The organism is Rhodococcus koreensis (assembly GCF_900105905.1).
Taxonomy (GTDB): domain Bacteria; phylum Actinomycetota; class Actinomycetes; order Mycobacteriales; family Mycobacteriaceae; genus Rhodococcus_F; species Rhodococcus_F koreensis.
On the sequence record NZ_FNSV01000005.1, the window covers coordinates 367,907 to 392,144 of the forward strand.

24 protein-coding genes and 2 pseudogenes are annotated in these 24,238 nt (G+C 65.7%); 17 read left to right on the forward strand and 9 right to left on the reverse strand.

The window, feature by feature from the left end:
• The first annotated feature begins 190 nt into the window (after positions 1 to 190).
• Together BLV94_RS05890 and BLV94_RS05895 are read left to right on the forward strand one after the other, a co-directional pair.
• Positions 191 to 895 carry a transporter gene (locus BLV94_RS05890; RefSeq protein ID WP_072948601.1) on the forward strand — a complete coding sequence of 235 codons (705 nt, stop codon included), beginning with the start codon at positions 191 to 193 and terminating at the stop codon, positions 893 to 895.
• Positions 892 to 2,901, forward strand: coding sequence for an NAD(P)/FAD-dependent oxidoreductase (locus BLV94_RS05895; protein ID WP_083395498.1), 2,010 nt, complete (start codon positions 892 to 894; stop codon positions 2,899 to 2,901). The genes BLV94_RS05890 and BLV94_RS05895 overlap by 4 nt, the downstream gene beginning before the upstream one ends.
• Here BLV94_RS05895 and BLV94_RS05900 read toward each other — a convergent pair.
• Positions 2,894 to 4,915, reverse strand: a complete 2,022-nt coding sequence (locus BLV94_RS05900; protein ID WP_072948600.1) for an NADPH-dependent 2,4-dienoyl-CoA reductase — start codon at positions 4,913 to 4,915, stop codon at positions 2,894 to 2,896. The two genes, BLV94_RS05895 and BLV94_RS05900, sit on opposite strands and share 8 nt — an antisense overlap.
• A 139-nt stretch (positions 4,916 to 5,054) precedes the next feature.
• On the opposite strand from BLV94_RS05900, the gene BLV94_RS05905 reads away from it, so the two are divergent.
• Together BLV94_RS05905 and BLV94_RS50510 are read left to right on the forward strand one after the other, a co-directional pair.
• Entirely contained in the window at positions 5,055 to 5,603 is a 549-nt protein-coding gene (locus BLV94_RS05905; RefSeq protein ID WP_072948599.1) for a PadR family transcriptional regulator, read from the forward strand.
• A 278-nt stretch (positions 5,604 to 5,881) separates the two neighbouring features.
• Positions 5,882 to 6,194, forward strand: a pseudogene (locus BLV94_RS50510) (dihydrofolate reductase family protein); the annotation flags it as partial.
• A gap of 115 nt (positions 6,195 to 6,309) precedes the next feature.
• On the opposite strand, the gene BLV94_RS05915 reads toward BLV94_RS50510, so the two are convergent.
• Together BLV94_RS05915 and BLV94_RS50515 are read right to left on the reverse strand one after the other, a co-directional pair.
• On the reverse strand, positions 6,310 to 8,169 hold the full coding sequence (locus BLV94_RS05915) for a Tn3 family transposase (protein ID WP_244163522.1): 1,860 nt from the start codon (positions 8,167 to 8,169) through the stop codon (positions 6,310 to 6,312).
• Positions 8,166 to 8,381, reverse strand: coding sequence for a hypothetical protein (locus BLV94_RS50515; protein ID WP_244163523.1), 216 nt, complete (start codon positions 8,379 to 8,381; stop codon positions 8,166 to 8,168). The genes BLV94_RS05915 and BLV94_RS50515 overlap by 4 nt, the downstream gene beginning before the upstream one ends.
• Before the next feature lie 66 nt (positions 8,382 to 8,447).
• On the opposite strand from BLV94_RS50515, the pseudogene BLV94_RS05920 reads away from it, so the two are divergent.
• Positions 8,448 to 8,630: pseudogene (locus tag BLV94_RS05920) on the forward strand (ANTAR domain-containing protein); the annotation flags it as partial.
• On the opposite strand, the gene BLV94_RS50520 reads toward BLV94_RS05920, so the two are convergent.
• Complete coding sequence (locus tag BLV94_RS50520; protein ID WP_244163524.1) at positions 8,614 to 9,051, reverse strand: MerR family DNA-binding transcriptional regulator; 438 nt, start codon at positions 9,049 to 9,051, stop codon at positions 8,614 to 8,616. The pseudogene BLV94_RS05920 and the gene BLV94_RS50520 sit on opposite strands and share 17 nt — an antisense overlap.
• Positions 9,052 to 9,178: 127 nt before the next feature.
• Between BLV94_RS50520 and BLV94_RS05930 the strand changes: the two genes are divergently transcribed.
• Both BLV94_RS05930 and BLV94_RS05940 read left to right on the forward strand, forming a co-directional pair.
• Entirely contained in the window at positions 9,179 to 9,598 is a 420-nt protein-coding gene (locus tag BLV94_RS05930) for an Hsp20/alpha crystallin family protein (RefSeq protein WP_072948597.1), read from the forward strand.
• Between the two features lie 1,089 nt (positions 9,599 to 10,687).
• Complete coding sequence (locus BLV94_RS05940) at positions 10,688 to 11,371, forward strand: PAS and ANTAR domain-containing protein (protein WP_072948595.1); 684 nt, start codon at positions 10,688 to 10,690, stop codon at positions 11,369 to 11,371.
• A gap of 97 nt (positions 11,372 to 11,468) precedes the next feature.
• Here BLV94_RS05940 and BLV94_RS05945 read toward each other — a convergent pair whose 3' ends face one another.
• Complete coding sequence (locus BLV94_RS05945) at positions 11,469 to 11,957, reverse strand: hypothetical protein (protein WP_072948593.1); 489 nt, start codon at positions 11,955 to 11,957, stop codon at positions 11,469 to 11,471.
• A gap of 679 nt (positions 11,958 to 12,636) precedes the next feature.
• Between BLV94_RS05945 and BLV94_RS05955 the strand changes: the two genes are divergently transcribed.
• Positions 12,637 to 14,775, forward strand: coding sequence for a catalase (locus BLV94_RS05955; protein WP_072948590.1), 2,139 nt, complete (start codon positions 12,637 to 12,639; stop codon positions 14,773 to 14,775).
• 103 nt (positions 14,776 to 14,878) lie between these two features.
• On the opposite strand, the gene BLV94_RS05960 is transcribed toward BLV94_RS05955, so the two are convergent.
• The gene (locus BLV94_RS05960; protein ID WP_072948588.1) at positions 14,879 to 15,613 is read right to left on the reverse strand and encodes a TetR/AcrR family transcriptional regulator C-terminal domain-containing protein; all 735 of its coding nucleotides are present in this window, start codon (positions 15,611 to 15,613) and stop codon (positions 14,879 to 14,881) included.
• Between the two features lie 230 nt (positions 15,614 to 15,843).
• Between BLV94_RS05960 and BLV94_RS05965 the strand changes: the two genes are divergently transcribed.
• From BLV94_RS05965 to BLV94_RS05995, 7 genes are all read left to right on the forward strand, one after another.
• On the forward strand, positions 15,844 to 16,167 hold the full coding sequence (locus BLV94_RS05965) for a hypothetical protein (RefSeq protein WP_072948587.1): 324 nt from the start codon (positions 15,844 to 15,846) through the stop codon (positions 16,165 to 16,167).
• Between the two features lie 209 nt (positions 16,168 to 16,376).
• Positions 16,377 to 16,535, forward strand: coding sequence for a hypothetical protein (locus BLV94_RS49330; RefSeq protein WP_167372136.1), 159 nt, complete (start codon positions 16,377 to 16,379; stop codon positions 16,533 to 16,535).
• Positions 16,536 to 16,808: 273 nt separating this feature from the next.
• Complete coding sequence (locus BLV94_RS05975) at positions 16,809 to 17,768, forward strand: hypothetical protein (RefSeq protein ID WP_072948585.1); 960 nt, start codon at positions 16,809 to 16,811, stop codon at positions 17,766 to 17,768.
• 114 nt (positions 17,769 to 17,882) lie between these two features.
• Positions 17,883 to 18,440 carry a CsbD family protein gene (locus BLV94_RS05980; RefSeq protein ID WP_072948646.1) on the forward strand — a complete coding sequence of 186 codons (558 nt, stop codon included), beginning with the start codon at positions 17,883 to 17,885 and terminating at the stop codon, positions 18,438 to 18,440.
• 30 nt (positions 18,441 to 18,470) lie between these two features.
• Positions 18,471 to 19,154 (forward strand): IF2 family translation initiation factor, encoded by a 684-nt coding sequence (locus BLV94_RS05985; RefSeq protein WP_072948584.1) that lies wholly within the window; start codon positions 18,471 to 18,473, stop codon positions 19,152 to 19,154.
• Between the two features lie 489 nt (positions 19,155 to 19,643).
• A complete protein-coding gene (locus BLV94_RS05990; protein WP_072948582.1) occupies positions 19,644 to 20,108 on the forward strand; it encodes a CinA family protein in 465 nt (154 codons plus the stop codon).
• A 42-nt stretch (positions 20,109 to 20,150) separates the two neighbouring features.
• Entirely contained in the window at positions 20,151 to 20,813 is a 663-nt protein-coding gene (locus BLV94_RS05995; protein ID WP_072948580.1) for a HemK2/MTQ2 family protein methyltransferase, read from the forward strand.
• Between the two features lie 18 nt (positions 20,814 to 20,831).
• Here the strand turns inward: BLV94_RS05995 and BLV94_RS06000 are convergent, their stop codons facing one another.
• The 3 genes from BLV94_RS06000 to BLV94_RS47755 form a co-directional block, all read right to left on the reverse strand.
• The gene (locus BLV94_RS06000) at positions 20,832 to 21,542 is read right to left on the reverse strand and encodes a hypothetical protein (protein ID WP_244163525.1); all 711 of its coding nucleotides are present in this window, start codon (positions 21,540 to 21,542) and stop codon (positions 20,832 to 20,834) included.
• A 38-nt stretch (positions 21,543 to 21,580) separates the two neighbouring features.
• Positions 21,581 to 22,081: a hemerythrin domain-containing protein gene (locus BLV94_RS06005; RefSeq protein ID WP_072948578.1), complete on the reverse strand. Its 501-nt coding sequence runs from the start codon at positions 22,079 to 22,081 to the stop codon at positions 21,581 to 21,583.
• Between the two features lie 254 nt (positions 22,082 to 22,335).
• A complete protein-coding gene (locus tag BLV94_RS47755) occupies positions 22,336 to 22,818 on the reverse strand; it encodes a PAS domain S-box protein (RefSeq protein ID WP_167372137.1) in 483 nt (160 codons plus the stop codon).
• Between the two features lie 389 nt (positions 22,819 to 23,207).
• On the opposite strand from BLV94_RS47755, the gene BLV94_RS06015 reads away from it, so the two are divergent.
• Positions 23,208 to 23,441 carry a hypothetical protein gene (locus BLV94_RS06015; protein ID WP_072948575.1) on the forward strand — a complete coding sequence of 78 codons (234 nt, stop codon included), beginning with the start codon at positions 23,208 to 23,210 and terminating at the stop codon, positions 23,439 to 23,441.
• A 323-nt stretch (positions 23,442 to 23,764) separates the two neighbouring features.
• A complete protein-coding gene (locus BLV94_RS06020) occupies positions 23,765 to 24,229 on the forward strand; it encodes a DUF4383 domain-containing protein (RefSeq protein ID WP_072948573.1) in 465 nt (154 codons plus the stop codon).
• Positions 24,230 to 24,238: the final 9 nt, after the last annotated feature.

Sequence of the window (24,238 nt, forward strand, 5' to 3'; positions counted from 1 at the left end):
CTCCTTCACCGTGACGTGGTGCACAGTGCACTGTCCGCGCCTGTGAGATGCCGATCACACGGTCTCGTGGTGCAGTGTGTTGCGGCTGGCGCTACACGTGGTTGCACGTCGGCGTAGCGGGCGTCCTCATGGGCGCGCCACTGTGGAAGCCGACACACGAGATCACGGTCACACTCGAGGAGGCGCTGCCATGCGCGACATTCTTTTCGCCGCGGCGGACATCTGGATGATCGTCGTCGGACTCATCTGCGGCGTGAAGTTCATTCGGGGCCATCACAACTATTTGATCGGTCTCGAATGGATCATCATGGGCATATCGGGGACGAATTTCCTGATCTACGGGGTGACCCAGGCCGGCACCGATTCCCCGATGCACCGCATCGCCTTCTTTCTGGACGCGTTCTCGCGCTCGATCGGGTTCACGCTGATCCTTGTCCTCGGGTTGCTGGTCGTCACGCACAGGTACAAGCCCACGCTCGGCGTCGAGGTGGGCGCGTTCACCCTGGCCGCGATCCTCGGGTTCTTCCTGTCCGAGTTCGCCGAGGAGATCGGCACACCGGGCAAGGTGTTCTTCCTGATCACTGCGCTCGCGACCTCCGGCTTCCTGTGCTACTTCGCGTGGCGCCTCTGGGAACTCGGCGAGCTCGCCCACGCCGGGTGGGTAGTCGGCGCCACCGCGCTGAACGTGGTCGTCGCCTCGATCTACGACTTCTGGCGAATTCCGGGCGACGACGCCAACCACACCCTCTTCTACACCCTCGCGCTGTTCACCTGGGGCCTGGCGATGCTCGTCATCTACCGGGCGTATTCGGCCTTCGCTGCCCACAACAAGCGGGACGACGCACACCTCGATCCGGCCGCCCCCTCCCCCGCCTGGGGGGCTGATATCGCATGAGCGCCACGGCGAACACGACCTATACCACCTTCACCGGGTCGGTCGATCCTCCCACCGACATCCGACCACCGCTGACGGAGAACTTCACCTGCTCCGTCGCGGTCATCGGCGGCGGGCTCGCGGGCATGGCGACCGCACTGCGCCTCGCAGAGCGCGGCGTCGACGCCGTACTGCTGGAGTCGGACTTCTGCGGGCACGGTGCGGGCTCACGCAACGCCGGCCAACTCGCGAGCGCGCCCGGAGGCGACATTCAGCTGCTGAATCTGCTCTACCGCAGACGCATGCCGGCGATCATCCGCCTCACCGAGAACGCCGCCGGCCACGTCGAGAGCATGATCGAGAAGCTCGGCATCGACTGCGACTACGAAGCCGTCGGCAACGTCTTCGCGGCCGTCTCGCGCGGGCAGCTAGGACGCACACGCCGCATCGCGAAGATCCTCCGCCGTGCCGAGGCCCACGTCGAGGAGGGCACGGCACGCGAACTGGGCATCCCGCCCGGCTTCCTCGGCGGCATGCGCGAAATCAAGGGCGGAATCATGAACCCCGGCAAGCTCCTGCGCGGCCTTCGCAGCGCGGTGCTCGCCTCGACCGTGCAGGTCTTCGAACAATCAAAGGTCGGCGACATCGTTCGCGGCACCGACGGCGTCACTGTCGAGACGCCCCGCGGCGTGATCCTGGCGCAGAAAGTGGTGCTGGCCACGAACGCCTATGCGGGCGAGTGGGACATCACGCCGAAACGCCTATCGTCACCGATGTGGGTGACCGAGGTCGAAACCGAGCCGATCTCCCCGCAGCGTCTCGCCGCGCTCGGTTGGACCAGCCGATCCGGGCTCATCACCCAGCACAACATCATGGAGAACTACCGACTCACCGCACGCAACACCATCGTGTTCGGCGTCCGCCAAATCGAATGTGGCGCAGGCTATCCGCTGCCCGAACGCCATCCCGACCCGGCGGTGGTCGCCGACCTCGCGAAGGCGTTCGCACGACGCTTCCCGCCGCTGGCGGACGTCGCGATCGACCGCGCCTGGGGCGGCTGGATCGGGATCACCTCGACCTGGCTACCGGTGGCCGGCACGATCGGCGACGACGTCTACTACTCCCTGGCCTGCAACGGCCACGGACTCGCCCAGGCCACCTACGTCGGGACCCTCATCGCCGATCGGATCGCCACCGGCATCACCCCGGACGATCTGCGCACCATCTGGGTCGACGAACCGAAATTCGGCCACGCGGTCCCGATAATCATGGGGAGGCTCGGACTGCGCGCGACATGGACCGCAGGCAGGTTCAACGACATGATCAACGGCAGCAAGCGACACGCACGCAAGGGATTCGCCACTGCCCACATGGCTTTACCGCCCCCGTCTAGAGTATTCCTCTCTTCGGCGAACCCCTCGAACACCTATTGCCGCGTAACAGCACCGCGGACGCGGAGGAGAGCAGTGACAGTCGTAGACGACGTTGTTCCGCTCCCCGGGATGCCCGCACATCAGTTGGTCTCGGCAGTCGAACAACTCGCCTTGCTCGGTCAACCGCAATCGGTCCAGGTCCCCGAACAACTGCGATCCTGGCTCGACCACCCCTCAGCGCTCGCCCGATTCGACGCCCAGGCTATGAGAGAGAATCGCACCGATGCACGGTCTGGCTGGGCAGTGTCTCCTCGCGGCCGAGGGCGCAACCGTGTGGGTGCAGGACCCGGACGGCTCCTCAACAACGGGCACACTCGCCCACCCGATCCAGGTAAGCGGCGACGTCGGGAACGCCCTCGCAGGCTCTGTACGCAGCCCAACCCACGTGCTTGGCATCCTCGGTATCCCGAGCGCCCGGCTGCCTCGAAAGCCAATGGTCGACGGGCCGATCGGTTCCGACAGTTCGTGGTGCGGAGAGCTTTTTCCTTCCCGAGAAACTTCCGCCCAGTCTGCCGGTATGCTTCGCGTTCCGAATCGACGAGATCGCGTTCGAGCGTCACAGTTGTCGTCTGGAATTCCAAAATTATCAGATAGTGGCGGCGAGCTCGACTCCTTGGCGGATCGCTCGCTTGGCATCGAGTTCAGCAGCGCCGTCGGCGCCGCCGATGAGGTGCGGATTCGCTCCTAGAGCGACTAGTTCGTCGTAGAGGTCACGCCGCGAGTCCTGTCCGGCGCACACAATGACAGTGTCGACCTCGAGTGTCCGGTGGGCACCGTTGACTATGATGTGGAGGCCATCGTCGTCAATCCGGCGGTAATTCACCCCTGAAATCATGTTCACGCCTCGCTGTGTGAGTTCGGCGCGGTGGATCCAGCCGGTCGTCACACCGAGACCCGCGCCCACCTTCGTCGTTTTTCGTTGCAGTAGGTGGACTATGCGATCGGTTGACGGCGGTACGGGCTCGGTCAGACCACCGTCACCCGAGTACTGTGTATCGATTCCCCACTTGCCGTAGAACGCCGCGAGATCCTCGTTCGAGGACGAATGGTCGTGAGTGATATACTCCGCGACGTCGAAACCGATCCCACCGGCCCCGAGGATTGCGACGCGCCGTCCAACGGGACGACCGCCGCTGAGGACGTCAAGGTAGCTCAACACTGTGGGATGGTCTATTCCGTCGATATTGGGGGTACGCGGAACGATTCCGGTGGCGACGACAATGTCGTCAAACCCTTCGTCGGTCAGGCCGCGAGCGGTTGCGGTAGTGGCGAGTCTGACTTGGACGTCGCTGTCCGCCAGCTCCGTGGAAAAGTAGCGCAGCGTCTCGGCGAACTCGGCTTTGCCGGGGATGCGTCGGGCGATCTCGAATTGTCCACCGATGGTTGGCGCCGAATCATATAGCGTTACAGCGTGTCCTCGACGCGCGGCGAATGCCGAGAACGCCATTCCTGCTGGGCCGGAGCCGACGACGGCGATCCGTCGCCTACGGGGTGGGACAGTCACCTGCAGTAGCGTCTCATGGCATGCGCGAGGATTGACCAGACAGCTAGTGATGCGTCCACTCAACGTGTGGTCGATGCAGGCCTGATTACACGCAATGCAAGTGTTGATTCGATCTGCGCGGCCGCGGGCGGACTTCACTACGAACTCCGGATCGGCGAGTAGGGGCCGGGCAAGCGAGACCATGTCGGCCGAGCCTGCAGACAGCAGAGCCTCCGCAACCTCGGGCGTGTTAATGCGGTTACTCGCCACTACCGGGATAGAGATCGAGTTCTTCAGTCGCGCAGTGACACCGGCAAAGGCCGCGCGCGGAACGGGTGTGGCGATAGTCGGCACTCGTGATTCGTGCCATCCAATCCCCGTGGTGATGATCGAAGCACCTGCCGCTTCGAGTTCCTTGGCGAGTTCGAGTGTTTCCTCGATGGTCGATCCGCCGGGGACGAGGTCCAGCAACGAAAGTCGGAAACTGATGATGAAGCGCATACCGAGGCGCTCGCGTGTGCGACGGACAATCTCAATCGGAAATCGCATACGACGACGGAAGTCGCCTCCCCACCCATCGGTTCGCTGGTTCGTCCGGCAGGCTAGGAACTCGTTGATGAGGTACCCCTCGGACCCCATGATCTCGACGCCGTCGTAGCCTGCTTCGAGTGCGAGTTCGGCTGCGCTGACAAAGTCGTCGATTGTCTGTTCTACTTGCCGGGAATTCAACTCTCGCGGGACGAACGGACAGATCGGCGCCTGGATCGCGCTCGGCGCCACCAGTTGGGGGTGCGTCGCGTATCGGCCGAAATGCAAGATCTGCATCACGACTTTTGCACCTTCGCGGTGCACGGCCTCAGTGATCACCCGATGCTGTTCTGCTTCTTCGAGTGTCGTCATGCTGGCGCCCTCGGCCCAGGGGCGCCCCTCCGCGTTGGGTGCGATTCCCCCGGTGACGATCAGCCCGACACCGCCACGCGCTCGCTCTGCATAGAACGCCGCCATTCGATCGAAACCATCCGGGGCCTCTTCGAGTCCGAGGTGCATCGACCCCATCAAGACTCGGTTCCTCAGGGTGGTGAAGCCGAGGTCGAGTGGAGAAAGCAAATGCGGGTAGTCGGACATTGAGTCTCTCCTGACACTAGGTGACAGAAGGAGGCTAAACACCAGATCCCTATTTTGCAACTAGTTGCATAAGAATCTGCGGTCGCTCGGCGCACTTACGTAAGCTGCGAGACGAACCCATGCGAACGAAGGACGTGCAATGTCGTTACCCCATGCCATCCTTACTGCGCTGCTCGAGAAACCCTCGTCGGGACTCGAGTTAGCGCGGCGCTTCGACAGATCGATTCGGTACTTCTGGTCCGCAACTCACCAGCAGATCTACCGCGAACTAAACAAGCTCGAACAGGCCGGCCTCATCCAGGCGCGCGACGAGGTAGTGACCCCTCAGGGGCAGAGGAAGACCTATGAAGTCTTGCCGCCCGGGCGTACAGAACTCGAACGATGGGTATCGGTCCAACAGGACCCTAAACCGGTGCGTGATCCGATGCTGCTTCGGGTACGTGCCGCGGCAGTGGTAGGGGTTGGCGGACTTGCCAACGAGCTCGAACGTCATCTCGAACAGCACCGTCAGCAATTGTTGGAGTACCTCGAAATCGAGCAACGCGACTTCGCTGAGGACCCTACTGCAGAGGCCAAACTCCAACACCTTGTACTTCGTGCCGGGGTCGGCCTAGAAACATTCTGGACCGAATGGCTCACCGAGGCATTGGACACGATGCAAGCCCACCGTGCACACCGTCGATGCTGACACGGGCCGAACACGGTTGCTGCGCCCCGCGGAGCCTGCCTAGTGGGCGCGGTCGATTTCTCGACCAATGACTCCGCGCACAGGTATTTTCTCGATGCTGCGAAACGGCCGATCAAAAGGCCTTTTCGGGGCGGGTCGCCCGCCGGGACGAAACCACCCTCCCGAAAAGACGCCTCCGGCTAGTTGGGGTGCCGGTAAGGATCGTGTCACCAGGTACAAACCGAGCGGGGTTGGCTCGGGTCAGATGGGGTACCGGTACGACGCGTAGCCGTTCTGCGAAGGTGGTGTTCTCCTCGACGATCAGCACGGTCGACTGGAACACCCGGCTGGTCACCGGCGACGCGGTCACCGAGATCACCCCGGCTCAAGAGCGAGGACGGCGGCCCCATGGATATCGGCGGCGCCACACTCGCCGCAGTGGCCATGCGTGACGGGCTGATCGACGAGTACGTGATCGTCACTCATCCGGTCCTGGTTGGTGGCGGCACGCCGTTCTTTGCGGCCCTGGGCAACTGGGATTACCTGACCCTGGTGGCGACCCGGACGTTCCCTGACGGCGTGATCCTGACCAGGTACGAGACCAGGCGCTGAGTACCCAACCTCGGATCGGCCCGGACTTCGGGCCGATCCGAGGATCTCATGGCGCCGCGGTTTCGAGGCGCTGTGATACCCGTCCCGGATCACAGACCGTGTATATGAGGGATCCTCAAACGGACGGCGGAATCTCACTCAACGCCAGTCGGGTGTTCATGTTGAGTTTGACCTCGCCGTAAGGGAGCACGTGCGACCAGAAGAGCGGGGTCAGGCCCCGCTCGTCGTCGGCGGTGAGCACACCGTCCCAGTCCGGGTCGGCAAGGACGTCCTGGATCATCAGGACGTTGACAAAGACCATGGCGGCCTGGCAGATCCGCAGGCACAACACGCTCATTTCCTGCTCGTCGCGACGGTTGGACGCGAGCTCGGCGTTCTTGCCGTAGAAGATGATCGAGTTGGCACGATTCCACGACTCGATCACGTTCAGGCCGTCGTTGATCTCGCGTTGCAACCCGCGCGAGCGCAGGTAGCGGGCCAGGAACACCGTCTTCTGAGCCCGGCCCAGTTCGATCATCGCCTGGTAGGTCGGGTGGGCGGCGTTGGCCTTCATGAACCGTCGCAGGATCGCCTCCGTCGACGCGGTGCCGGTGCGGATCGCGGTCGCGTACTTGAGCATCTGGTCGTACTGCTCGGCGATCTTGGTCCAGCTGATCGGCCTGGTCATCGCCGGTTTCAGCCCCGGCCACAGGTCCGGCTCCCCGGCGGCCGGCCGGTACAGCTTCACCTTGTTGATGCGCTTGATCCGCGGCAGCAGATCGAACCCGAGCAGTCTCGTGATGCCGAACCCGATCTCCGACTGGCCGTGCGTGTCGACGTAATTGGCTTCCACCGCCATTTCGGTGCCGTGGTGGATGGCGCCGTCGACCATGGCGTGCACCTCGGAGGCCGAGCAGTTGAGCCGCTGCGAGTGGACGACCACCGAGCCCTTCTCCACGCTCCAGTAGATCAGCACGCCGCGGCGTCCGTAGCGGGAGTGGTACTCGGTGAAGATGTTCTGATCGAACGCCCCGAAATGCGTCGAATCCGACGCGATGGCGGTCGAGGACTCGCCCCAGATCGTCGTGCGGCGGGCGGCGAAGGTGGCGTTGGCGATCTCGATCGCGATCCGCCGTGCCTCCTCCGCGTTCAGGTAGCGGCGGCGCGCGTAGCGGATGTCATCCTCGCTGTGCCCGTGCGCCCCGCCGGCCACAGCTCCGATGCCGGTGTTGGTGCCGTAGGCGTAGATCACCAGCAGGAGGCGTTCGGCCAGCACCCTCTCCGGCAGGGTGCCGCGGTCGGCGACCGAGGTGACCGCGCCCAGGCAGCCGGTACGTAGCACCGTCTCCTTGAGGATGTCGATCAACAGCACCACACCCCAGCGAGTCTGGATCTGGTTCTTCAGCTTGCGCAGGTTGCGGGGCTCGGCGACCGACGGCAACGGCGTCAGCTTGATCGGGCCCTGGCGTCGTTCCTTGATTTCGAGCCAGCTGCATGTGGGCAGTGCGGTGTGCAGGGCTTCCAGTTCGGTGCGCATCTGTTCGCGCACCTCGTCGATGAACTCGGTCGGATCGAGCGGTTTGCGCAACGCCCCATAATGCTCGACGCGGCGGTCTTCGAAGTCGAGCGGCAGGTCCTCGGCGGGGTTGCGCCACTTCTCGGCGCCAACCACCCAGATCTCCTTGCATCGCAACTGATCCCGCAACGCCTGGAACGTGCAGATCTCGTACACCATCCGCACCACGCGCCGATGCCCGCGCTTGTCGGCCTGATACACCAGCTCCGCCCAGTCGCCGGACACACCGCGATGCACCGGGACCGATCCGTCGAGCGGGTAATAGCGCAGGTTCGCGCCGGCGTACTTGTCGATCAGCGTGAGCGCGTCGAGCACCGGCCGGTGCACGGTGTTGTTGGAGCGGAACTCCAGCACCGACAGCAGCTTGATCAGCCCGACCCGGTAGTGGTTGGTGTAGGACGAGCGCAACGTGGCCTTCACTGTCCGCTGATATGTCGGCCCGACGACTTGAACTCGGCCACCAGATCCCGCAGCATCGCCTGCGGCGCCACCGGATACACGGTGTCGCGCACCAGCTTGTCCCCGGCATCCACCGTCGCCTCGGCGACCCGGAACAGCAGATTCTCTTTGCCGGTGACCCGCTTGAACTCGCGGATCAGCTCGTTCGTGACCCGGCACCTCGGCGCGGGCATTGATCCGGTGCACCGTCGAGTTCAGCAGCTCCACCAGGGTGTCGGTGATCTCCCGGCTACGGCAGTCGCACCGAAGAACAGCTGCGCTCGGCAGTCGCCTCACGCGACATCATCGGGCAGGCGAAGGGAATGCTGATGGAGCGATTCGATGTTGACGCGATCCGTGCGTTCGAGCTGCTCACCAAAGTGTCCCAAGAAAGCAATACCCGGTTGAGTGTCATCGCACAGCGGATCATTGAACGCAAATGAGAACCGGCCACCTACCGACACTGGCCGGGTTCGATATGAGTCCGCACGTGCAGGTGCCGCAATACCGACCCCCACAGCTGCAAGCCGCGCTCATCCTTGGCCCACCAAGACGCCTCGCCTTCTCGGTCGTTACTGCAGCGATCTCTCGATCATGCTGGGCGCGCTGCCGATCGTGATGTTCTGGATATTCGGATTTGGCACCCTGCTCAGTGCTGGCGCCATTGCTGCCGCAAACGCCGCCAACCAGCCCCCGCCATCGAAGGGAGCTGTAGCGGCGGGTTCCACCGGTGGTGCGCGCCGGGTTGATCAGGCCGTGTTGCTCGTAGAAACGCAGTGCCTGGGTGCCGAATCCGGAGAGCTCGGCTGCCACGGTGATGCCGTAGACCCCCTGCTTCGCTCGCGACTCGTCGTCGGTCGACATCGCGCGTCCTCCTCGCAGAATCGAGTCCGCCGCCCCTCTTGCGGGCAGTTACAGCTTTTGCTACAACGAATCTACAGCATTTACTGAAGGTTACCTATCACGTTTCGGGTTTCTGGAGGTGGAGACAATGTTGATGCGCACCGATCCGTTCCGCGATCTCGACCGTCTGACGCAGCAGATCCTCGGCACCACGGCGCGGCCGGCGGCCATGCCGATGGACGCGTGGCGCGACGGCGAACAATTGGTGGTGGAGTTCGATCTGCCCGGGGTGGACGCCGATTCGGTCGAACTCGATGTCGAGCGCAATGTGGTGACCGTTCATGCGCAGCGTCCTTCGCGCGCCGACAACCAGGAAATGCTGGCCGCCGAGCGGCCGCGGGGTGTGTTCAGCCGTCAGCTGTTCCTCGGCGACACCCTCGACACCGACCGGATCACGGCCGCTTACGAATCGGGGGTGCTCCGGCTGACGATCCCGGTGGCCGAACGCGCCAAGCCCCGGAAGATCGAGATCAGCCACCGCGAGGAGCAAAAGGCCGTCAGCGCCTGACCACGCGATCCGAAGTGCGATGGGAGGGATGGACACGATGGTGTACGCACAGACAGACCCGCCGGCCGTGGAACCGGAACTGCCGCAGGTCGAGTATGTATGGGACCTCGAGTGTCGGCTGCTGGCCGCCGAAGTGGACCTGATCTTCGCCGACGCGCTCACACCCCTCCACACGGAGTCGGCACCGACTGTGACCACGGACGTCCCCGGCGAGAACATGAGGGCCCCGACGCACGCGGCGGTACCTACCGCGCGGCCCAGATTTTCGAACCCGGAAGTTGCTGCCACCCAACGCTCACCACCTCGCAGAGATGAGGGAGAACGACGATCCAACGGAAGGCAGGTGATGTTGCACGATCGAAAACTCCGAGAAGGTGCTGCGCCGTCCCCGGCTCGCCTATTCCGCGTTCTCTGCGCGGGCACCCGATAGGCACCCACACGCACTGCCACCCAGCGGCGGTCGCCCGTGATTTGGCCGGGCAGACACATCATCCTCACGACACTTGTTCATCCACAGCCCCCGGCCTGTCCTACTCGCGCTGGACAGGCCGGGGGGCTGCCTCACGTCTCCCGCAGAGCCCCGGCTGACAGTCGCAACCCATGGGTAACCGTGCTACGTCCCCCTCTAGAAACTGACGATGATCAGTCATCTTCGCTCCGGACTCGCCCGATGTCGCCGACTGCACAACGCATCTCGCAGACGGCTCACGGAAGCAGGAGAGCTCCCGAGGCGGGCGACCATCGACCTTCGATCCCGCGCTCTACCGACACCGCAGCCGTCGAGCGTGACGTCAACGACTCGAGCACTGGCGCGGTGTCACAACCCGCCACGACAAGTACGCCATCACCTACCTCGGCGGTGCACTCCTCGCCTCAACAGTCACAAACTCACCGACTGCATAGATAGCAGGCAGAACCCATTCGAGGAGGTCGTGGTCGAGGACCGCGGGACTATTCGGCCCTGTGCCCTGTGCCCTGGGCCGCGGCATCGGGTACGGCGGTGTGGACTATTTCTGCCCACTCCGGTGTGGGTGCTCGGCATACTGTGGCAATGGCATCCGAGCCGAGGGTGCCCAAGTGCAGAGGGCAGTGGGTGTAGCGGTGGACAGTGATGAGCTCCTCGGCTCGAATGCACCCCCACAGGGCGGAAGTTTCCGGTTCTACCTCGACGGCCAGCGCTGGGAATGGTCCGACCCGGTCGCGCGGATGCACGGCTACCGACCGGGCGAGATCACCCCCACCACCGAACTTCTGCTCTCCCACAAGCACCCCGACGACCACGCGCAGGTCGCGGCACTGTTCGACAAGATGATCCACGCCGGTGCACCGTTCAGCAGCAAACACCGCATCGTCGACACCGATCGCCGCATCCACCACGTCATCGTGGTCGGCGATCGAATGGTCGACGACCACGGCCAGGTCATCGGCACCTCCGGGTACTACATCGACGTCACCGAAACATTGGAGACCGACCCCCGCGAATTCAACGCGGCGCTCACCGAGGCGGTCGCCGAACTCGAGAAATCGCGGGCGGTGATCGAGCAGGCGAAGGGGGCGCTCATGCTCGTCTACGGCATCTCCTCCGAGCGGGCCTTCGGCATCCTCACCTGGCGCTCGCAGCAGACCAACACCAAGCTCCGCGTCCTCGCCGAGCGCTTCGTCGATACCCTCGCCGCCGAGGCGGCCCTTCCCGCGTCGTCTCGCGCCCGGTTCGACCACCTGCTCCTGACCGCACATGAGCACCCCGACGATCAGTCGGGGACACCGGACTGACCGGCTGCCCCATGCGGGGAACTCAAACACCGGATCTGGACCCAGACCCCGCAGCACGAAGCTCCGCCACCCAACCGCTTCCCCGACAGGGGCCACACTATGCGGTGGTGACGTCGGGCGGGTCGGGAAGGTCGACATCGAGAAGAAAGTCGAGCCAGATGAGTGCGTCAGCCAGGGTCTCCGCCCGCATAGTGAGGTCGAATTGTTCGGCGGCGGTGAGCGACCGCTTCACCTCCGGAAGGTCCTCGGCGAGGTAAGCCGCCACCGTCCGCAGCACCCAACGCTCCGGCGCCGGCAAGTCGTCGACGTCCACGGATCCCCCGTCCGTGAAGCGGAGGTCGAGGATGAACCTCTCCCCCGGACCTGCGGCGCCCAGGCGCGCGATGACCACGCCGACAATCGCATCAACGACCCAGGCAAGCACATCGCCGTAGTCCGGCCGACCTCCCGCGGAGTGCCGTTCGGCGCACAGCCGGGACACTTCGCACGAGAACCAGGCGGCGTCACGGTCACCGGCCAGTTGCACCAGCCGACCGCCGAAAACCGCGGCCGACGAGCTGGTGGGGCGACCTGCGTTCGATCCCATACCCCGCGAGTGCCCGGCCCCGGGCACCACCACACAGGCCAGTCGAACACTGTGCACCGCCGGCCGAACCGCGGACCGCTCCGACGAGCGCACCGAGAAACCTCGCGTGCCGGAGGTCGGTGATCTGGCTGCAGACACCCGATCAGCCGTCGCAGACAGCCTCATCACCTAGCTGTGGACCGCTCGCCTGCGCGGTGTCGAGTCGAAAGTCTGAGAATCTATCTCGACGGCTACCCCAGCGATCATTACCACGCCTGCAGGTCAGCTCGATCACATCGGGGGGCCGGGTCGATGTCGGGTTCAGCCGTGTGGCGTCGGGTATCCGGCATTCAGGTGCTGTGATGCTCCGGATCATCAGAGGGCTCAGGCTGCGCCGGTTCAGAACCGAGAGCCGGCGCGGCCGCCCCACCGTCGAAGTGGCGGGATCCCTGCGGCAACGGCGTGAGCTCGACGGGATTCGCGTTGTTCCCCTCCGGATTCTTTTCTCGTTTTGTGGTGCTCATCTGTTGTATCTGTGTCCTGGGACGCGAATGCGAACCGGGTCTTCCGATCGCAGCAGGGTGGGGTCACGCTCCGCATCTGATTTGTTGGGCGACCGTCTGGGCACTCCGACAAGTGCGGACCGTTCAGCCACGATGCGGCGCCCATTCCCACCTGTTTTCAAGCGAGGAGTCACGCTGTGTCGAAGAAGAACCCGCCCATTCCCGGGACGCCCGGTTCCGGTACCCCGACGGTCGCCGAGCCCACCGAACCCACCGAGCCGTTGCCCCCGAAGCCCGATCAGCGGGCTCCCGCGCTGGGCACCGCGACCGGGCACCCCGTCGAGGGCCCGGACACCGCCCGCGGCCAGCGAGGTGCGCACCTCACCACCGCGCAGGGTGCGCGGCTGTACGACACCGACCACTCGCTCAAGGCCGGAACCCGGGGACCGACCCTGCTCCAGGACCACCACCTCCGGGAGAAGATCACGCACTTCGATCACGAGCGGATCCCGGAGCGGGTGGTGCACGCGCGCGGCGCGGCCGCCCACGGGGTGTTCCGCGGATACGGGTCCGCCGACCCGATCAGCAAGGCCGCGTTTCTGGGCAAGGACGTCGAGACGCCGGTGTTCGTCCGGTTCTCCACCGTCCTCGGCTCCCGGGGGTCCGCGGACGCCGTCCGTGACACCCGAGGGTTCGCGACCAAGTTCTACACCGGCGAAGGCACCTTCGACCTGGTGGGAAACAACATTCCGGTGTTCTTCATCCAGGACGGCATCAAGTTTCCCGACATCGTCCATGCCGCCAAACCGCACCCCGATCGGGAGATTCCGCAGGCGCAGAGCGCGCACGACACCTTCTGGGACTTCGTGTCGCTGCACACCGAAGCCACCGCGCACACGTTGTGGAACATGTCCGATCGCGGCATCCCCCGTTCGTACCGGATGATGGAAGGCTTCGGCGTCAACACCTTTCGGATGATCAACGCCGCGGGCGAGAGTTCGCTCGTGAAGTTTCACTGGAAGCCGAAACTCGGTGTGCACTCCCTGGTGTGGGAAGAAGCGCAGATCGTCAACGGCATGGACCCCGACTACCATCGCCGCGACCTCGCCGACGCGATCGAGTCCGGCGCGTATCCGGAATGGGAGCTGGGCATCCAGGCGTTCCCGGACACCCCGGACCAGACGTTCGAGGGCATCGACCTGCTCGACCCGACCAAGATGGTGCCCGAGGAACTGGCCCCCGTGCAGCCGATCGGGCTGATGACGCTCGACGCGAATCCGACGAACTTCTTCGCCGAGACCGAACAGGTGGCGTTCCATCCCGGGCACCTCGTCCCGGGTATCGACGTCACCGACGACCCGCTGCTGCAGGCACGGCTGTTCTCCTACCTCGACACCCAGATCAGCCGGCTCGGTGGCCCCAACTTCGGGCAGATCCCGATCAATCGGCCCCACGCCGAGGTCAACGACATGCTGCGCGACGGCATGCACCAGACGGGAGTCCATCCCGGTGTCGCGCCGTATCGGCCGAATTCCCTCGACGCCGGGTGCCCGTTCCTGGCCGGCGCCGACACGGCGTTCGTCGAGGTGCCGGTGCCGCTGCCGGAGTCGACGAAACGCCGCGGAGCCCCCGCGAGCTTCGACGACCACTTCTCCCAGGCCCGGTTGTTCTACGCCAGCCTCAGCCCGGTCGAGCAGGCACACGTCGCGCAGGCCTACACGTTCGAGCTGGGCAAGTGCTACGAGCAGGCGATCAAGGAGCGCGCCCTCGGGGTGCTCGCGAACATCGACCCCGAACTGTGTGCGCAGGTGGCCGCGGGCCTCGGCCTGCCGGCACCGGAGCCGACCGTCGCCTACGACCTGGCTCCCACACCCAGCCCCGCACTGTCACAGGTCGGCGACCAGTGGCCGCTGGACGGGCGGATCATCGGCATCATCGCCGACGACGAGTCGGATCTGTCCGAGGTCGCCGACGCCGTCGAGAAGATCGGTAAGAACGCCATGGTGCCGCTTGTCATCGGGCCGCACGGGGGCGAACTGGGGTCGGGCAAGGGCGCCGTCCCGGTGTCCCGAACGTTCCTTACCATGCGGTCGGTGGAGTTCGACGCCATCCTGCTCGCGGCACCGGCGCCGGACCCGCGCGTGCAGGTGCTGCTGACGGAAGCATTCCGGCACTGCAAGGCGATCGGGGCATGGGCCGCCGGGCGTGTCCTCCTCGCCACGGCCGGAATCCCGGCCGAGGCCCCGGGCATCGTGATCGCCGACGACGCATCCGCACTCTTCGACGGCATCACCGCGCTGATGAAGTCCCACCGGGTCTGGGAACGCCAGATGTGACGTGACCCGTGGGCTCGCACGATAAGCGCGTCGAGCAGTAGCCCCCGCTCGCCCCGATGGTTACCCGGCACCGGGGCGAGCGGACGGACCGGCGAGGGCCCGGTCATGCCCTGGCTGGGGAGGCAGTGGTCTGGAAGCGGGCTTCGAGGCCGCCGATCGTGATGTCGAGGCCCTCGTCGAGAAGTTGCGCACCGTCGTAGTCTGCGAGTTCGGCAGCGAGGGAGCGCAACCGGGGAAACTTACTGCGCGGCAGGCGGTCCAGCCCGAGGCGGAGGACATCCTCCGACTCGTCGGGGTCCTCGATCAGTTCCTGGAGTTCGTCGAGAATGTGCCCTTGCAGGAACCCGAAGAACAGCCGGTAGGAGCGCAACGCATTCGGTGGGGAGAAGCCGGCCCGGATGAGCAGTTCGAGGAAGTCCTCGAGCGGGCGCAACGTGCCCGGGGGTCGTAGGCCCAGCGGTGTCGCGAGGGGGCGGGTCACCAACAGCGGAACGACATTGGGGTGCGCGAGTGCGAGGTCACGGTAGCGGTGCGCGAGCAGTCGCAGTTCCTGCGTCCAGTCCCGCGCGTCCGGGTCGATGACGAGTTCCCCGAGTACCAGTTCGACGACACCGTCGAGGAGCGCCGCCTTGTTCTCCGCGTAGCGGTACAGGCTCATCGCGTCCCGCTCGAGTGCCTGCGCCAACCGGCGCATCGACAGGGCGTCGGCGCCCTCGCGGTCGACGATCTCGAGGGCGGCGGCCAGCACCTGCTCGGTGCTCAGCCGGGTCAGACGGGTCCGAATCCGGGGACGGCCCTTCGGGGTAGTCGACTCGGCGGAGTCCGTGCGCGCACCCATCGCTGCCTCCTTGATGTGGGACGGACCGTAAGAGCTGCGTTCACGCCGGATCCGTCTTATGCGGCCTCACTACAGCGTACGCTTGCACTGTAGTTACTTGTGGGTATACTTGCGGGGTATGGGTTCGCTCCAGCAGAGGGTCGCGCTCACCGACGTCCACCTCATTCGAGGGGACGTACGTGGTGACCCGAATCTGCAAAACGTCGGGCACCCCATTGAAGGAGTCATTCATGACCTCCACCAATCCCGCCACCCACGCCAACACCGGAGCCGTCGCTTCCGGTCCGCGCGCTCCTCTCGATCCGCGCCGCAGCACCGAGACGAAGGCCGCGTTCAAGACCACTGAGTTCTTCGTCTACATCGCCGCAGTCATCGCAGTCCTCATCGCCTCGTATCTGGTGCAGACGACCGACGCACACGAGGACTATTTCCGGGCGGACCGCGCCTGGTTCTACATCGTCATTCTGACGATCGCCTACATCGTCAGCCGGGGCATCGCGAAGTCCGGAAGCCGTGAGCACTACACGGACACCGATCGGCACACCGGCGTCTAATCCTTCTCGTAGCGCGGGGTACCGGCGCCACATTTGCCAGGCTCCGCGTCACGTCGATGGTCGATCGACTCCGCGGCACCCTTCGTCCGAGGAGCATCCGTGCCCCAGACAGTTGGATCAAAATCTTGTCAGAATTGTTCTCACCCTTGTTCATTGACGGTGTAACCCCGTCGCCTATCGATACCGCTCACGCCGGGCACCCGTCCCTGGTGGAACTACCCGGCGTGCGGCGTGTCCTCGACCTCGCGGCGCTCACCATGTTGTCGGTTGCCGTGGCCGCCACGACGTCGCTCACAGTTGCAACCCTCGGTCTGCTCTGCGTGATCGGCGCCCGGGCTGCGTTGCGCCGCAGCCTGACTGACCGATAAGAAAGGTTCATCCCATGTGGATTCTCGTCAGCCGTCCGCTCCGCCGATGGAAGATGATCGTTCTCGCCCTCCCGCTGGTGGCCGCCGTACTGTCCCGACTCGGTCACCACCTCGAACGCCGCGCCGGCACACCGACCACCGCATCGCGCGGGCTGCTCGGAATCTCGCGGTTCGCCCGCCGCCGGGCCGGCGCCGAGGACGCCACCACGCGTCCGGCCGGCGCACACCCGACTCACTCGACTCACTCGACTCACTCGACCTCAGGAGTAATGCATGAGCGACAACACCGCCACAGTGATCAACCAGCTGCGAATCGTACTGGACCTGACGCACAACGAAATTCAGGTCGCCGAGACCCGGATCGCGCAAGCCCGAACAGAAGCGGTCCGCCAGGAGCTGTCGCAGAATGCCGACAATGCGCGTGAGCGCGCCGGCGCCGTGGAGGAAGCGATCCGGGACCTCGGTGGACTTCCCGACGTCGTGGGCCCGCTGTTCGGTCGCGCGACCGCGATGGTGAAGGCGATGGCCGAGCAAGCCCAACCGTTCGACGAGGCCCTGCTCGGTGATCTGATCCTCGAACACCAGCTCCTCGACCGGGCGCGCTACCTCCGCGCACTGGGAACCGCGTCACAGCACAACAGCGTCATTACACTGGCCGCACGATTGATCACCGCCCACACCGCCACGGTCGAATGGTTGACGACGGTGCTGGCGGAGGACGCCCTCGGGGGCCCGGCGGCATTGCGACGCACCCCGATGCAGGCCGCGATCGGGACCGCGATCCGGTTGATCAACGTCCCGGCGACGTGGTCGGCGCGCGGAATCGATCGCGCCATCGACACCGTCCGGGCCACCCCGGACCGGATCGGTGCGCTTCTGAGCCGCGGCGCCCACGCCGGTGACGTGGCCACCAAGACGCTCGTCGCCAGCCGCGACGCGGCACTCGAGTCGGCCGAAGAGGTGACCCGCCGAGAAGGCGCATCCGGTGTCGCGGATGCCATCCGCAATGCCCGAACCGTCAATGGTTCTCTCGAGGACGAAGAGCTCCCGATCTCCGACTACACCGAACTCAACGTCTCCGGTGCGGTGGCCGCGGTGACGGAACTCACCGTACCTGGCGATATTCGCATCATCATCGCCCACGAAGAGGCGAACAAGAACCGCCACGGGGTGGTATCGGCAGCGCAGACCCGCCTCGCCGCCATCGCGCAGGAAGTCGTCGGCATCAACTGATCAGACGTGGGCGCCCGCAGGCCGAACCGCGTCGACGCGATGAGGGCCGTCTGGCGCCACCCCACACGCGGGTGGCGGAACCGTCGCCCGCCCGAATACCAGGAGAACATTCTCATGAATGAGCAGAACACGTCCGGACAAGCGCGCAAGGGCCTCCTCGACTCGGTCAAGGGCAAGGTGAAGGAAGTGGCCGGGGCCGTGACCGGCAACGACTCTCTGACCACCGAGGGGCAGCTGCAACAGGCGCAGGCCCAGCAACGCAAAGAGGCGAACAGCGCCGAGGCCGTGGCCCGCGCGGAAACCTCGCAGGCCGCAGAGGAACTCGGCCAGGTGCGCCGCGCCAGTGCCGAGGAACGCGCTGCGATCGGTGCGGAGACGGCGGCCGCCGAAGACGCTGCCCGCAACCGGCAGCACGCCGAGCACCAGGCCGCGGAGCAGAACCAGCACCGCCACGTCGCGCAGGAGCAGTCCCGCGCGGCGGCCGACGCCCGCGACGAGGCGGCCCGCGCGGAAACCGCCGAACGAGCGAAGACGGCCGCCGCCGCCGAAGAAGCCGTCGACGCCACCGACGAACACCGGCGGGCTGTCCGTGAGGCGAACGCCGCCCGCGACGAGGCGGAACGAGTTCGGCGCGCCGCCGAGGGCCTCACCGGCGACGCCGGCCTGTCCTGATCCACTCCCCACGAATCATCGGAGATTGTCATGAACATCCTCACCGTCCCCGTCACCATCTTGCGGTTGCAGTACACGATCCTGCGGATTCCTCTGCAACTCGTCGAAGACCAGTTGATGTCCCGGCTGGCCACCGAATCACCGGCCCGGCTGATGTACGAACGCACCCTCGGCGTACTCGACGGCGCCGTCGGTGGTGCACTCGGCGACCGTGACACCGAGCGGCGCGGTGAGGCACTCACCGAGCGCAGCGACGCACTGGCCCGGGCGGCCGAACTCGAACAGGAGGCGGCGCGTACCGAGGCCGAGGCCGACACGGAGCTGGAGACCAAGCGCAAGCAGGTCCACCAGGAGCAGGAGGCGGCGCGGGAGGCCAAGCAGCGCGACGTCGAACAGGCCCACCGGCGTGAGGACGAGCGCAAACAAGCCGCCGAGCGGGACGCCGAGCAACGCACACAGGTCGCGAAAAAGAACGCCGATCAACTTGCCGCCCAACGCACCCGAACTGCGGAGGCCGAGCATCGCGCCGAGCAGACCACACTCCGGGAAGCGGAGAAGGCGGCGGCAGCGCCGGCCAAGGCCCAGCTGAAGGACGCCGCGAACAAACAGGACGAGGCAGCCGACAAACGCGCTCGCGCCGACCGGGTGGAGAAACTGGCCGAAGCGGAAAAGGCCAAGCGCCGCACCGAGACGGCAGCCAACGGGCAACGCTGACCAACCAGCATGTGCGGTCCTGGCCGCCGATCACAGAACATGGCCGTCTCGCCGATGATCCGCTGCGGTGAAACAGCCGCGGCGCGGCCGCCGGTCGGCCTTGCGGCCGCGCAGGATTGTTTCCGGTCGCAGCTGGGTACCTCGGATACACGTCGTCACCCGTGTCCGGACGCGGTGACCGGCGAGGCTCCCCCGGTTCAGCCAATAGCCGGCGGGGCCGCCCCACGCAGTACCGGAGGCACGGTCTCGGCGCGTCTGAGCCGAAGACCAGCGGGGCTGCCACAAGGGTTATTACAGTCCGAGGGAGCGCACCAGAGATGTTGCGCGGGAGAGATGGTGGAGGACAGATGCTCAACGTGGTGTTGTTGGTGATCGTGCTCGCAGCAGGCATGGCGGGTGTCTCCGCGCTTCACCGTATCAGTCGCCGGAGTGCACCCCAGGCGTACCGGAGTGCACCGTAGAGGACCGGGGTAGCGTAGAGGACCACGCATGAGTGGCTGCGACGAGCGTGCGGAATGGATCTCGGCGACAGCGCGCGGTCGGCGACTCACCCTCGCTACCGCGGAATCACTGACCGGCGGGAGAATCTCGTCCGTTCTCGGTGCCGCACCGTCGTCATCCGAGTGGTATCGGGGCAGCATCGTCGCCTATGCCAGTTCGGTGAAACATGGGCTGCTGCGAGTTCCCGACGGCCCGGTGGTCAGCGAACCCAGTGCGCGGGCGATGGCGACGACGGTTGCGGAGTTGCTCGGCGCGGATCTGGCGGTGGCGGTCACCGGGGCCGGCGGACCGGGGCCGCAGGACGGACAACCACCGGGCACGGTGTGGTTCGGGGTCTTCAGTGGCGGCGTCGTACGCACCGAACTGCGGCACTTCGACGGTGAACCCGCCGACGTGGTGGCGGCGACCACTGCCCATGCCCTGTTCCTGCTCGAAGACGCGCTCCGCCGGTAGGGCGCGCAGTGGTGTCGGTTCGGAAGCCGTGAGGAGTGGTCGATGTTGCTACGGATCCCGGGTGTCTATCCACCACAGGACGATACGCGGCTGCTCGCCGACGCGTTGGCCGAGCAGCCTTTCGATGCACGCACACGGGTCCTCGACATCTGCACCGGCACCGGAGCGCTCGCCCTACGGGTGGCCGAACTCGGGGCCGGCACGGTCACCGCGATCGCCATCTCCCGCCGCGCCGTGCTCACCGCCCGGCTCAACGCTCGCATACGCGGATGCACGATCCGGGTGCTGCAGGGCAACCTCACTGCACCCGTCCGCGGGGAACACTTCGATCTGGTGATCTCCAACCCGCCCTACGTGCCCTACGTGCCCGCCGAGGACGACCGGATTCCCGGCATCGGCATGGCGCGCGCGTGGGATGCCGGCACCGACGGGCGAGCGCTCCTCGACCGGATCTGCGCGCAGGCACCGGATGTCCTCGCGCCGGGGGGAACACTGCTTCTCGCCCAGTCGGCGCTGAGCGGCGTGGGCAAGACCCAGGTGATGCTCGAAGAACAGGGCTTGCAGGTCGATGTCGTCGCCCGGCGGGAGATTCCCTTCGGCCCCGTCCTGACCGGACGTCGCCGCATGCTCGCAGCCCGCGGGATCATCACCGCCGGTCAGCGCAACGAAGAGATTGTGGTGATCCGCGGCCGTCAGCACGCATAGACGCTCCCGGCGACGGGTCTACGGTGACGGGTCACCGCGGCCGCGGCGGCTTCCCCGGTATGCGCCGACCCGCACCCCGGCGAGCCAGGCGGGGCGCATCGCCAACCCCGGTGGGCAGTTCAGTACCGGGTCGAAGGTGGGTTGTTCGTCGTCCGGCAGTTCCCGCACCTGTGTCAGCGTCACCTGCCCGGCCGGGACGGGCGAACCGGTCATCGAGACGAGCTCGAGCCGAAACCTCAGTGGCGCTACCGCGATCGATTCGCGCAGCGCGTCCAGCGGCGTCGACGCCGGATGCGGGCCGACCGGGACGGCCAGCACCCACCTGGTGTCCGCACCGTTCGACGAATAGGGCATCAGGCTGCTGTACCGGGCGGCGCCCCAACTCGCCGCGGGGAGCGGGAGGACCCGGGTCGCCGCGGAGGTGCCCGAGCTGGCCAGCAGCAGATCCCACTCGGTCTCGACCGGGTCGAGCGGAATCTTCAGCGCGAGCCCGAGCACGTCCGGTACTCGCGACGGGGTTCCCACTCCCCCGGACAGCCTCGCCACCACATTGATCGGTGTTCCCGTCGGCAGCGTCCACCACCGGGTGTGCAACTCGAGGTGTCCGGTGGCGACCAGGCCGCGCGGGTGGAAGACCCGGGCGCCGCCGCGTACCGCGGCGGCGATCCGGAACGGCAGACCCACCAGCACCGTCCGAACCGTCTTTCGGGTCTGCTCTGCCAGTTCCACAGCTCGCGTTCCTTCCCGCTGTTCCATCCGCTCGATCCCTACTCGAGTACGGCGTCGACCGTCTTCTTCAGCGCCGACGGTTGGGCGGGCGAGGTGGGCGCCTTCCCCTTCAATTCGAGCAACCGCTCCCCGATCTCCTGAAGCTTCTTACGTCCCAGCTCTTCTCGCACCTTGGGGAACCACTCCTGCTCTTCTTCGTCGATGTGGTGCTCGACGTTCTCGATCAGGACGGTGGTCTTCGCGTCGAAGCGTTCATCGTCCGGTGTCATCGCGGCGAGTTCGACGACCAGCACGTCCGCGACATGGTGCTCTTCGTAGGATTCGAGGATGTCGTCCTCGAGGTCCGGGGCGAGCTCACGGACCTTCGGGTACATGCCCTCGTTCTCGATGTAGGTGTGCACCGTCAGCGCCTCGATGATCTTGTTCACGATCCGGCCCTTCTCCACCTCGGCGTCCGATCCGGCACCGCGGAAGTCACGGAACAGCTTCCTGATCTGTTTGTGGTCGCTCTTCAGGAGCACGATCGCATCAGTCGACATGGGTACCTCCTACTAGGTTCGGGGTGACGTGCGCATCGCCGGCGCCAGGTCGTCGTCACAACGATTTACCCACTCACCACCATCACTAACACGGGTCCGCCGCATCCGCGGAGAACCCCACTCGGCAGGTGCGTGGCAGTCGCGCCGGCGCTCCCGCTCGCCGAGCCCGCCTGAGACACATCGCCTTCCTGCCGGGACCCGACCCGGGGATCAAACGCCGGCGAATACCCGTGACGATCGGGCGTGCGAACCCCTCAGGTATCGGCCGAGATCGTCCGCGGGTCCTCGCAGAGTCCTCCACCGCAGTCATTCCACATCACCGCGATCAGATCCACCCCGCCGACGGTGAACACCGACGCCGCGGCATGGACCCATAACCAGTCCCCGCCGCGGTGCCGAAGCCGGAAGAACGTGGTGCGAGAGGCCGCGCCGCCGCTAATGCCGCGCAGGAAGCGGCGCCATCGGGGAGTGTCGGACGGCAACAACAACCACTCGTAGTGACCGACCAGCTGCTCCACGCGATATCCGAGAAGGTCGGCGGACGCGGGGTTGGCGAACAGCAACCGGCGCTGACTGTCGAAGACACACAACGGCTGCGGTAGCACCGTGAACAGTGCCTCGAGCACCTCGCTGCGGCACGGAGTCGTAGACGGGCCGTCCGACACCGGCGGGGAGATGAAGGAATGGCCGTTCGGCCGGATGGAGGGCATCATGGGAACCGACTGATCTTCCAACACACATGCTCCTCGTCGCCGCCGCGGACTACTGAGCTTTTGCATACCCGCGAGGGCGATGGCGCTAACCGGTGGACCATTAGTGCACGCTCCCCGCAGAGTCGAAAAGACGTCTCGACGAGACCGAGCGGGCATTCGCTGCGTGACGTCGAGCTGGGCTGGGGCCCATACCACCACACCGAATCGGTGATTCTCGACTCACTACAGAAAGATGGGACCGCCGGCGCCGCACGAGTGCCGTCCGCGGCGGTCGCTCACCGGCAGCGGCCGCGAATATTCACCCCCTCGGGACCCGTCACGAGACGAAACTGCCGTAAACGGCACGGCATGGATCTCGAACATGCGAGCCTCAGTCTCGGGCCGAGTGTGAGTGCGAGACGAATGGGGCAGCTGTGAACGTCGGTGATCTCATCACACGCGCCGCTCAGGTGCGAACCGATCTGCACGCGCTCGAAGACCGGATCAAGGAATTGACCGATGACTTCGACCTGCTCGACCACAGAACCGAGGGCGCTACGGTCGCGGAGGTGATCGACAGCCTCAGCGACGCCCGGTTGGACCTGAACGCAGCCGACAGACACCTCGAGACCGTGGTGCGCACCGCCGAAAGACTGTCGACCGGTTGAACACGGCATGGCTGATCTCGGGAGTCACCGAACAATGACGACGACCGGCCACAGAGTCATTCCCGGCGAGGCGTGCGGTTGCGAGTTCGATGCGCAGATATCGACGTTGACGACGTTGAGGGTCCTCGCGCACGAGTGCCCTACGGCGTCGCTCTCGTGCCTACCACCGACACCGGCCACCGCTCGGCATCTGATTGTCCCGGCGCCGAGCGGACCCGGCACCGTGACGGGCGCGCAGCGCCGGTGGCTGTTTCACGGCGGGATGCCGGGGTACCACTGGGGAACAGACATTCGAATTCCTTCCCGTCGAGAAAGGCACTCCCATGACTCGACCGGCCGCGTCACCGACGACGCGCTCACCCCTGCAACTCGCCGCCCTGATCGTCGGGGCAGTGTTCCTCCTGGTCGGCGTCCTCGGCTTCATCCCCGGTATCACCACCGACTACGACATGCTCACCTTCGCCGGCCACCACTCCCAGGCCATGCTGCTGGGCGTATTCGCGGTGTCGATCCTGCACAACATCGTGCACCTGTTGTTCGGTGTCGCCGGTATCGCGATGTCCCGGCACGCCGACACCGCGAAGCTGTTCCTCATCGGCGGCGGGATCATCTACCTCGTGCTGTGGATCTACGGTCTGCTCATCGACCAGGCCAGTGACGTGAACTTCGTGCCCGTCAACACTGCCGACAACTGGCTGCACTTCGTGCTCGGTGTGGGCATGGTGGCGCTCGGATTCCTGCTCTCCCGCAACACCGCAGCGACCGCGCCCCGAGCCGGAACACTATAAGCCCCTGGT

What these genes read in the sequence shown, in the direction of transcription:
- BLV94_RS05990 (WP_072948582.1), top strand. Translation starts at nt 19,644, where the DNA reads ATGAGTGGCTGCGACGAGCGTGCGGAATGGATCTCGGCGACAGCGCGC.
- BLV94_RS05995 (WP_072948580.1), top strand. Translation starts at nt 20,151, where the DNA reads ATGTTGCTACGGATCCCGGGTGTCTATCCACCACAGGACGATACGCGG.
- BLV94_RS05930 (WP_072948597.1), top strand. Translation starts at nt 9,179, where the DNA reads ATGTTGATGCGCACCGATCCGTTCCGCGATCTCGACCGTCTGACGCAG.
- BLV94_RS05975 (WP_072948585.1), top strand. Translation starts at nt 16,809, where the DNA reads ATGAGCGACAACACCGCCACAGTGATCAACCAGCTGCGAATCGTACTG.
- BLV94_RS05905 (WP_072948599.1), top strand. Translation starts at nt 5,055, where the DNA reads ATGTCGTTACCCCATGCCATCCTTACTGCGCTGCTCGAGAAACCCTCG.
- BLV94_RS05945 (WP_072948593.1), bottom strand. Translation starts at nt 11,957, where the DNA reads ATGGGATCGAACGCAGGTCGCCCCACCAGCTCGTCGGCCGCGGTTTTC.
- BLV94_RS05895 (WP_083395498.1), top strand. Translation starts at nt 892, where the DNA reads ATGAGCGCCACGGCGAACACGACCTATACCACCTTCACCGGGTCGGTC.
- BLV94_RS05965 (WP_072948587.1), top strand. Translation starts at nt 15,844, where the DNA reads ATGACCTCCACCAATCCCGCCACCCACGCCAACACCGGAGCCGTCGCT.
- BLV94_RS05960 (WP_072948588.1), bottom strand. Translation starts at nt 15,613, where the DNA reads ATGGGTGCGCGCACGGACTCCGCCGAGTCGACTACCCCGAAGGGCCGT.
- BLV94_RS06005 (WP_072948578.1), bottom strand. Translation starts at nt 22,081, where the DNA reads ATGTCGACTGATGCGATCGTGCTCCTGAAGAGCGACCACAAACAGATC.
- BLV94_RS05900 (WP_072948600.1), bottom strand. Translation starts at nt 4,915, where the DNA reads ATGTCCGACTACCCGCATTTGCTTTCTCCACTCGACCTCGGCTTCACC.
- BLV94_RS05980 (WP_072948646.1), top strand. Translation starts at nt 17,883, where the DNA reads ATGAATGAGCAGAACACGTCCGGACAAGCGCGCAAGGGCCTCCTCGAC.
- BLV94_RS05985 (WP_072948584.1), top strand. Translation starts at nt 18,471, where the DNA reads ATGAACATCCTCACCGTCCCCGTCACCATCTTGCGGTTGCAGTACACG.
- BLV94_RS50515 (WP_244163523.1), bottom strand. Translation starts at nt 8,381, where the DNA reads ATGCCCGCGCCGAGGTGCCGGGTCACGAACGAGCTGATCCGCGAGTTC.
- BLV94_RS50520 (WP_244163524.1), bottom strand. Translation starts at nt 9,051, where the DNA reads ATGTCGACCGACGACGAGTCGCGAGCGAAGCAGGGGGTCTACGGCATC.
- BLV94_RS06020 (WP_072948573.1), top strand. Translation starts at nt 23,765, where the DNA reads ATGACTCGACCGGCCGCGTCACCGACGACGCGCTCACCCCTGCAACTC.
- BLV94_RS05890 (WP_072948601.1), top strand. Translation starts at nt 191, where the DNA reads ATGCGCGACATTCTTTTCGCCGCGGCGGACATCTGGATGATCGTCGTC.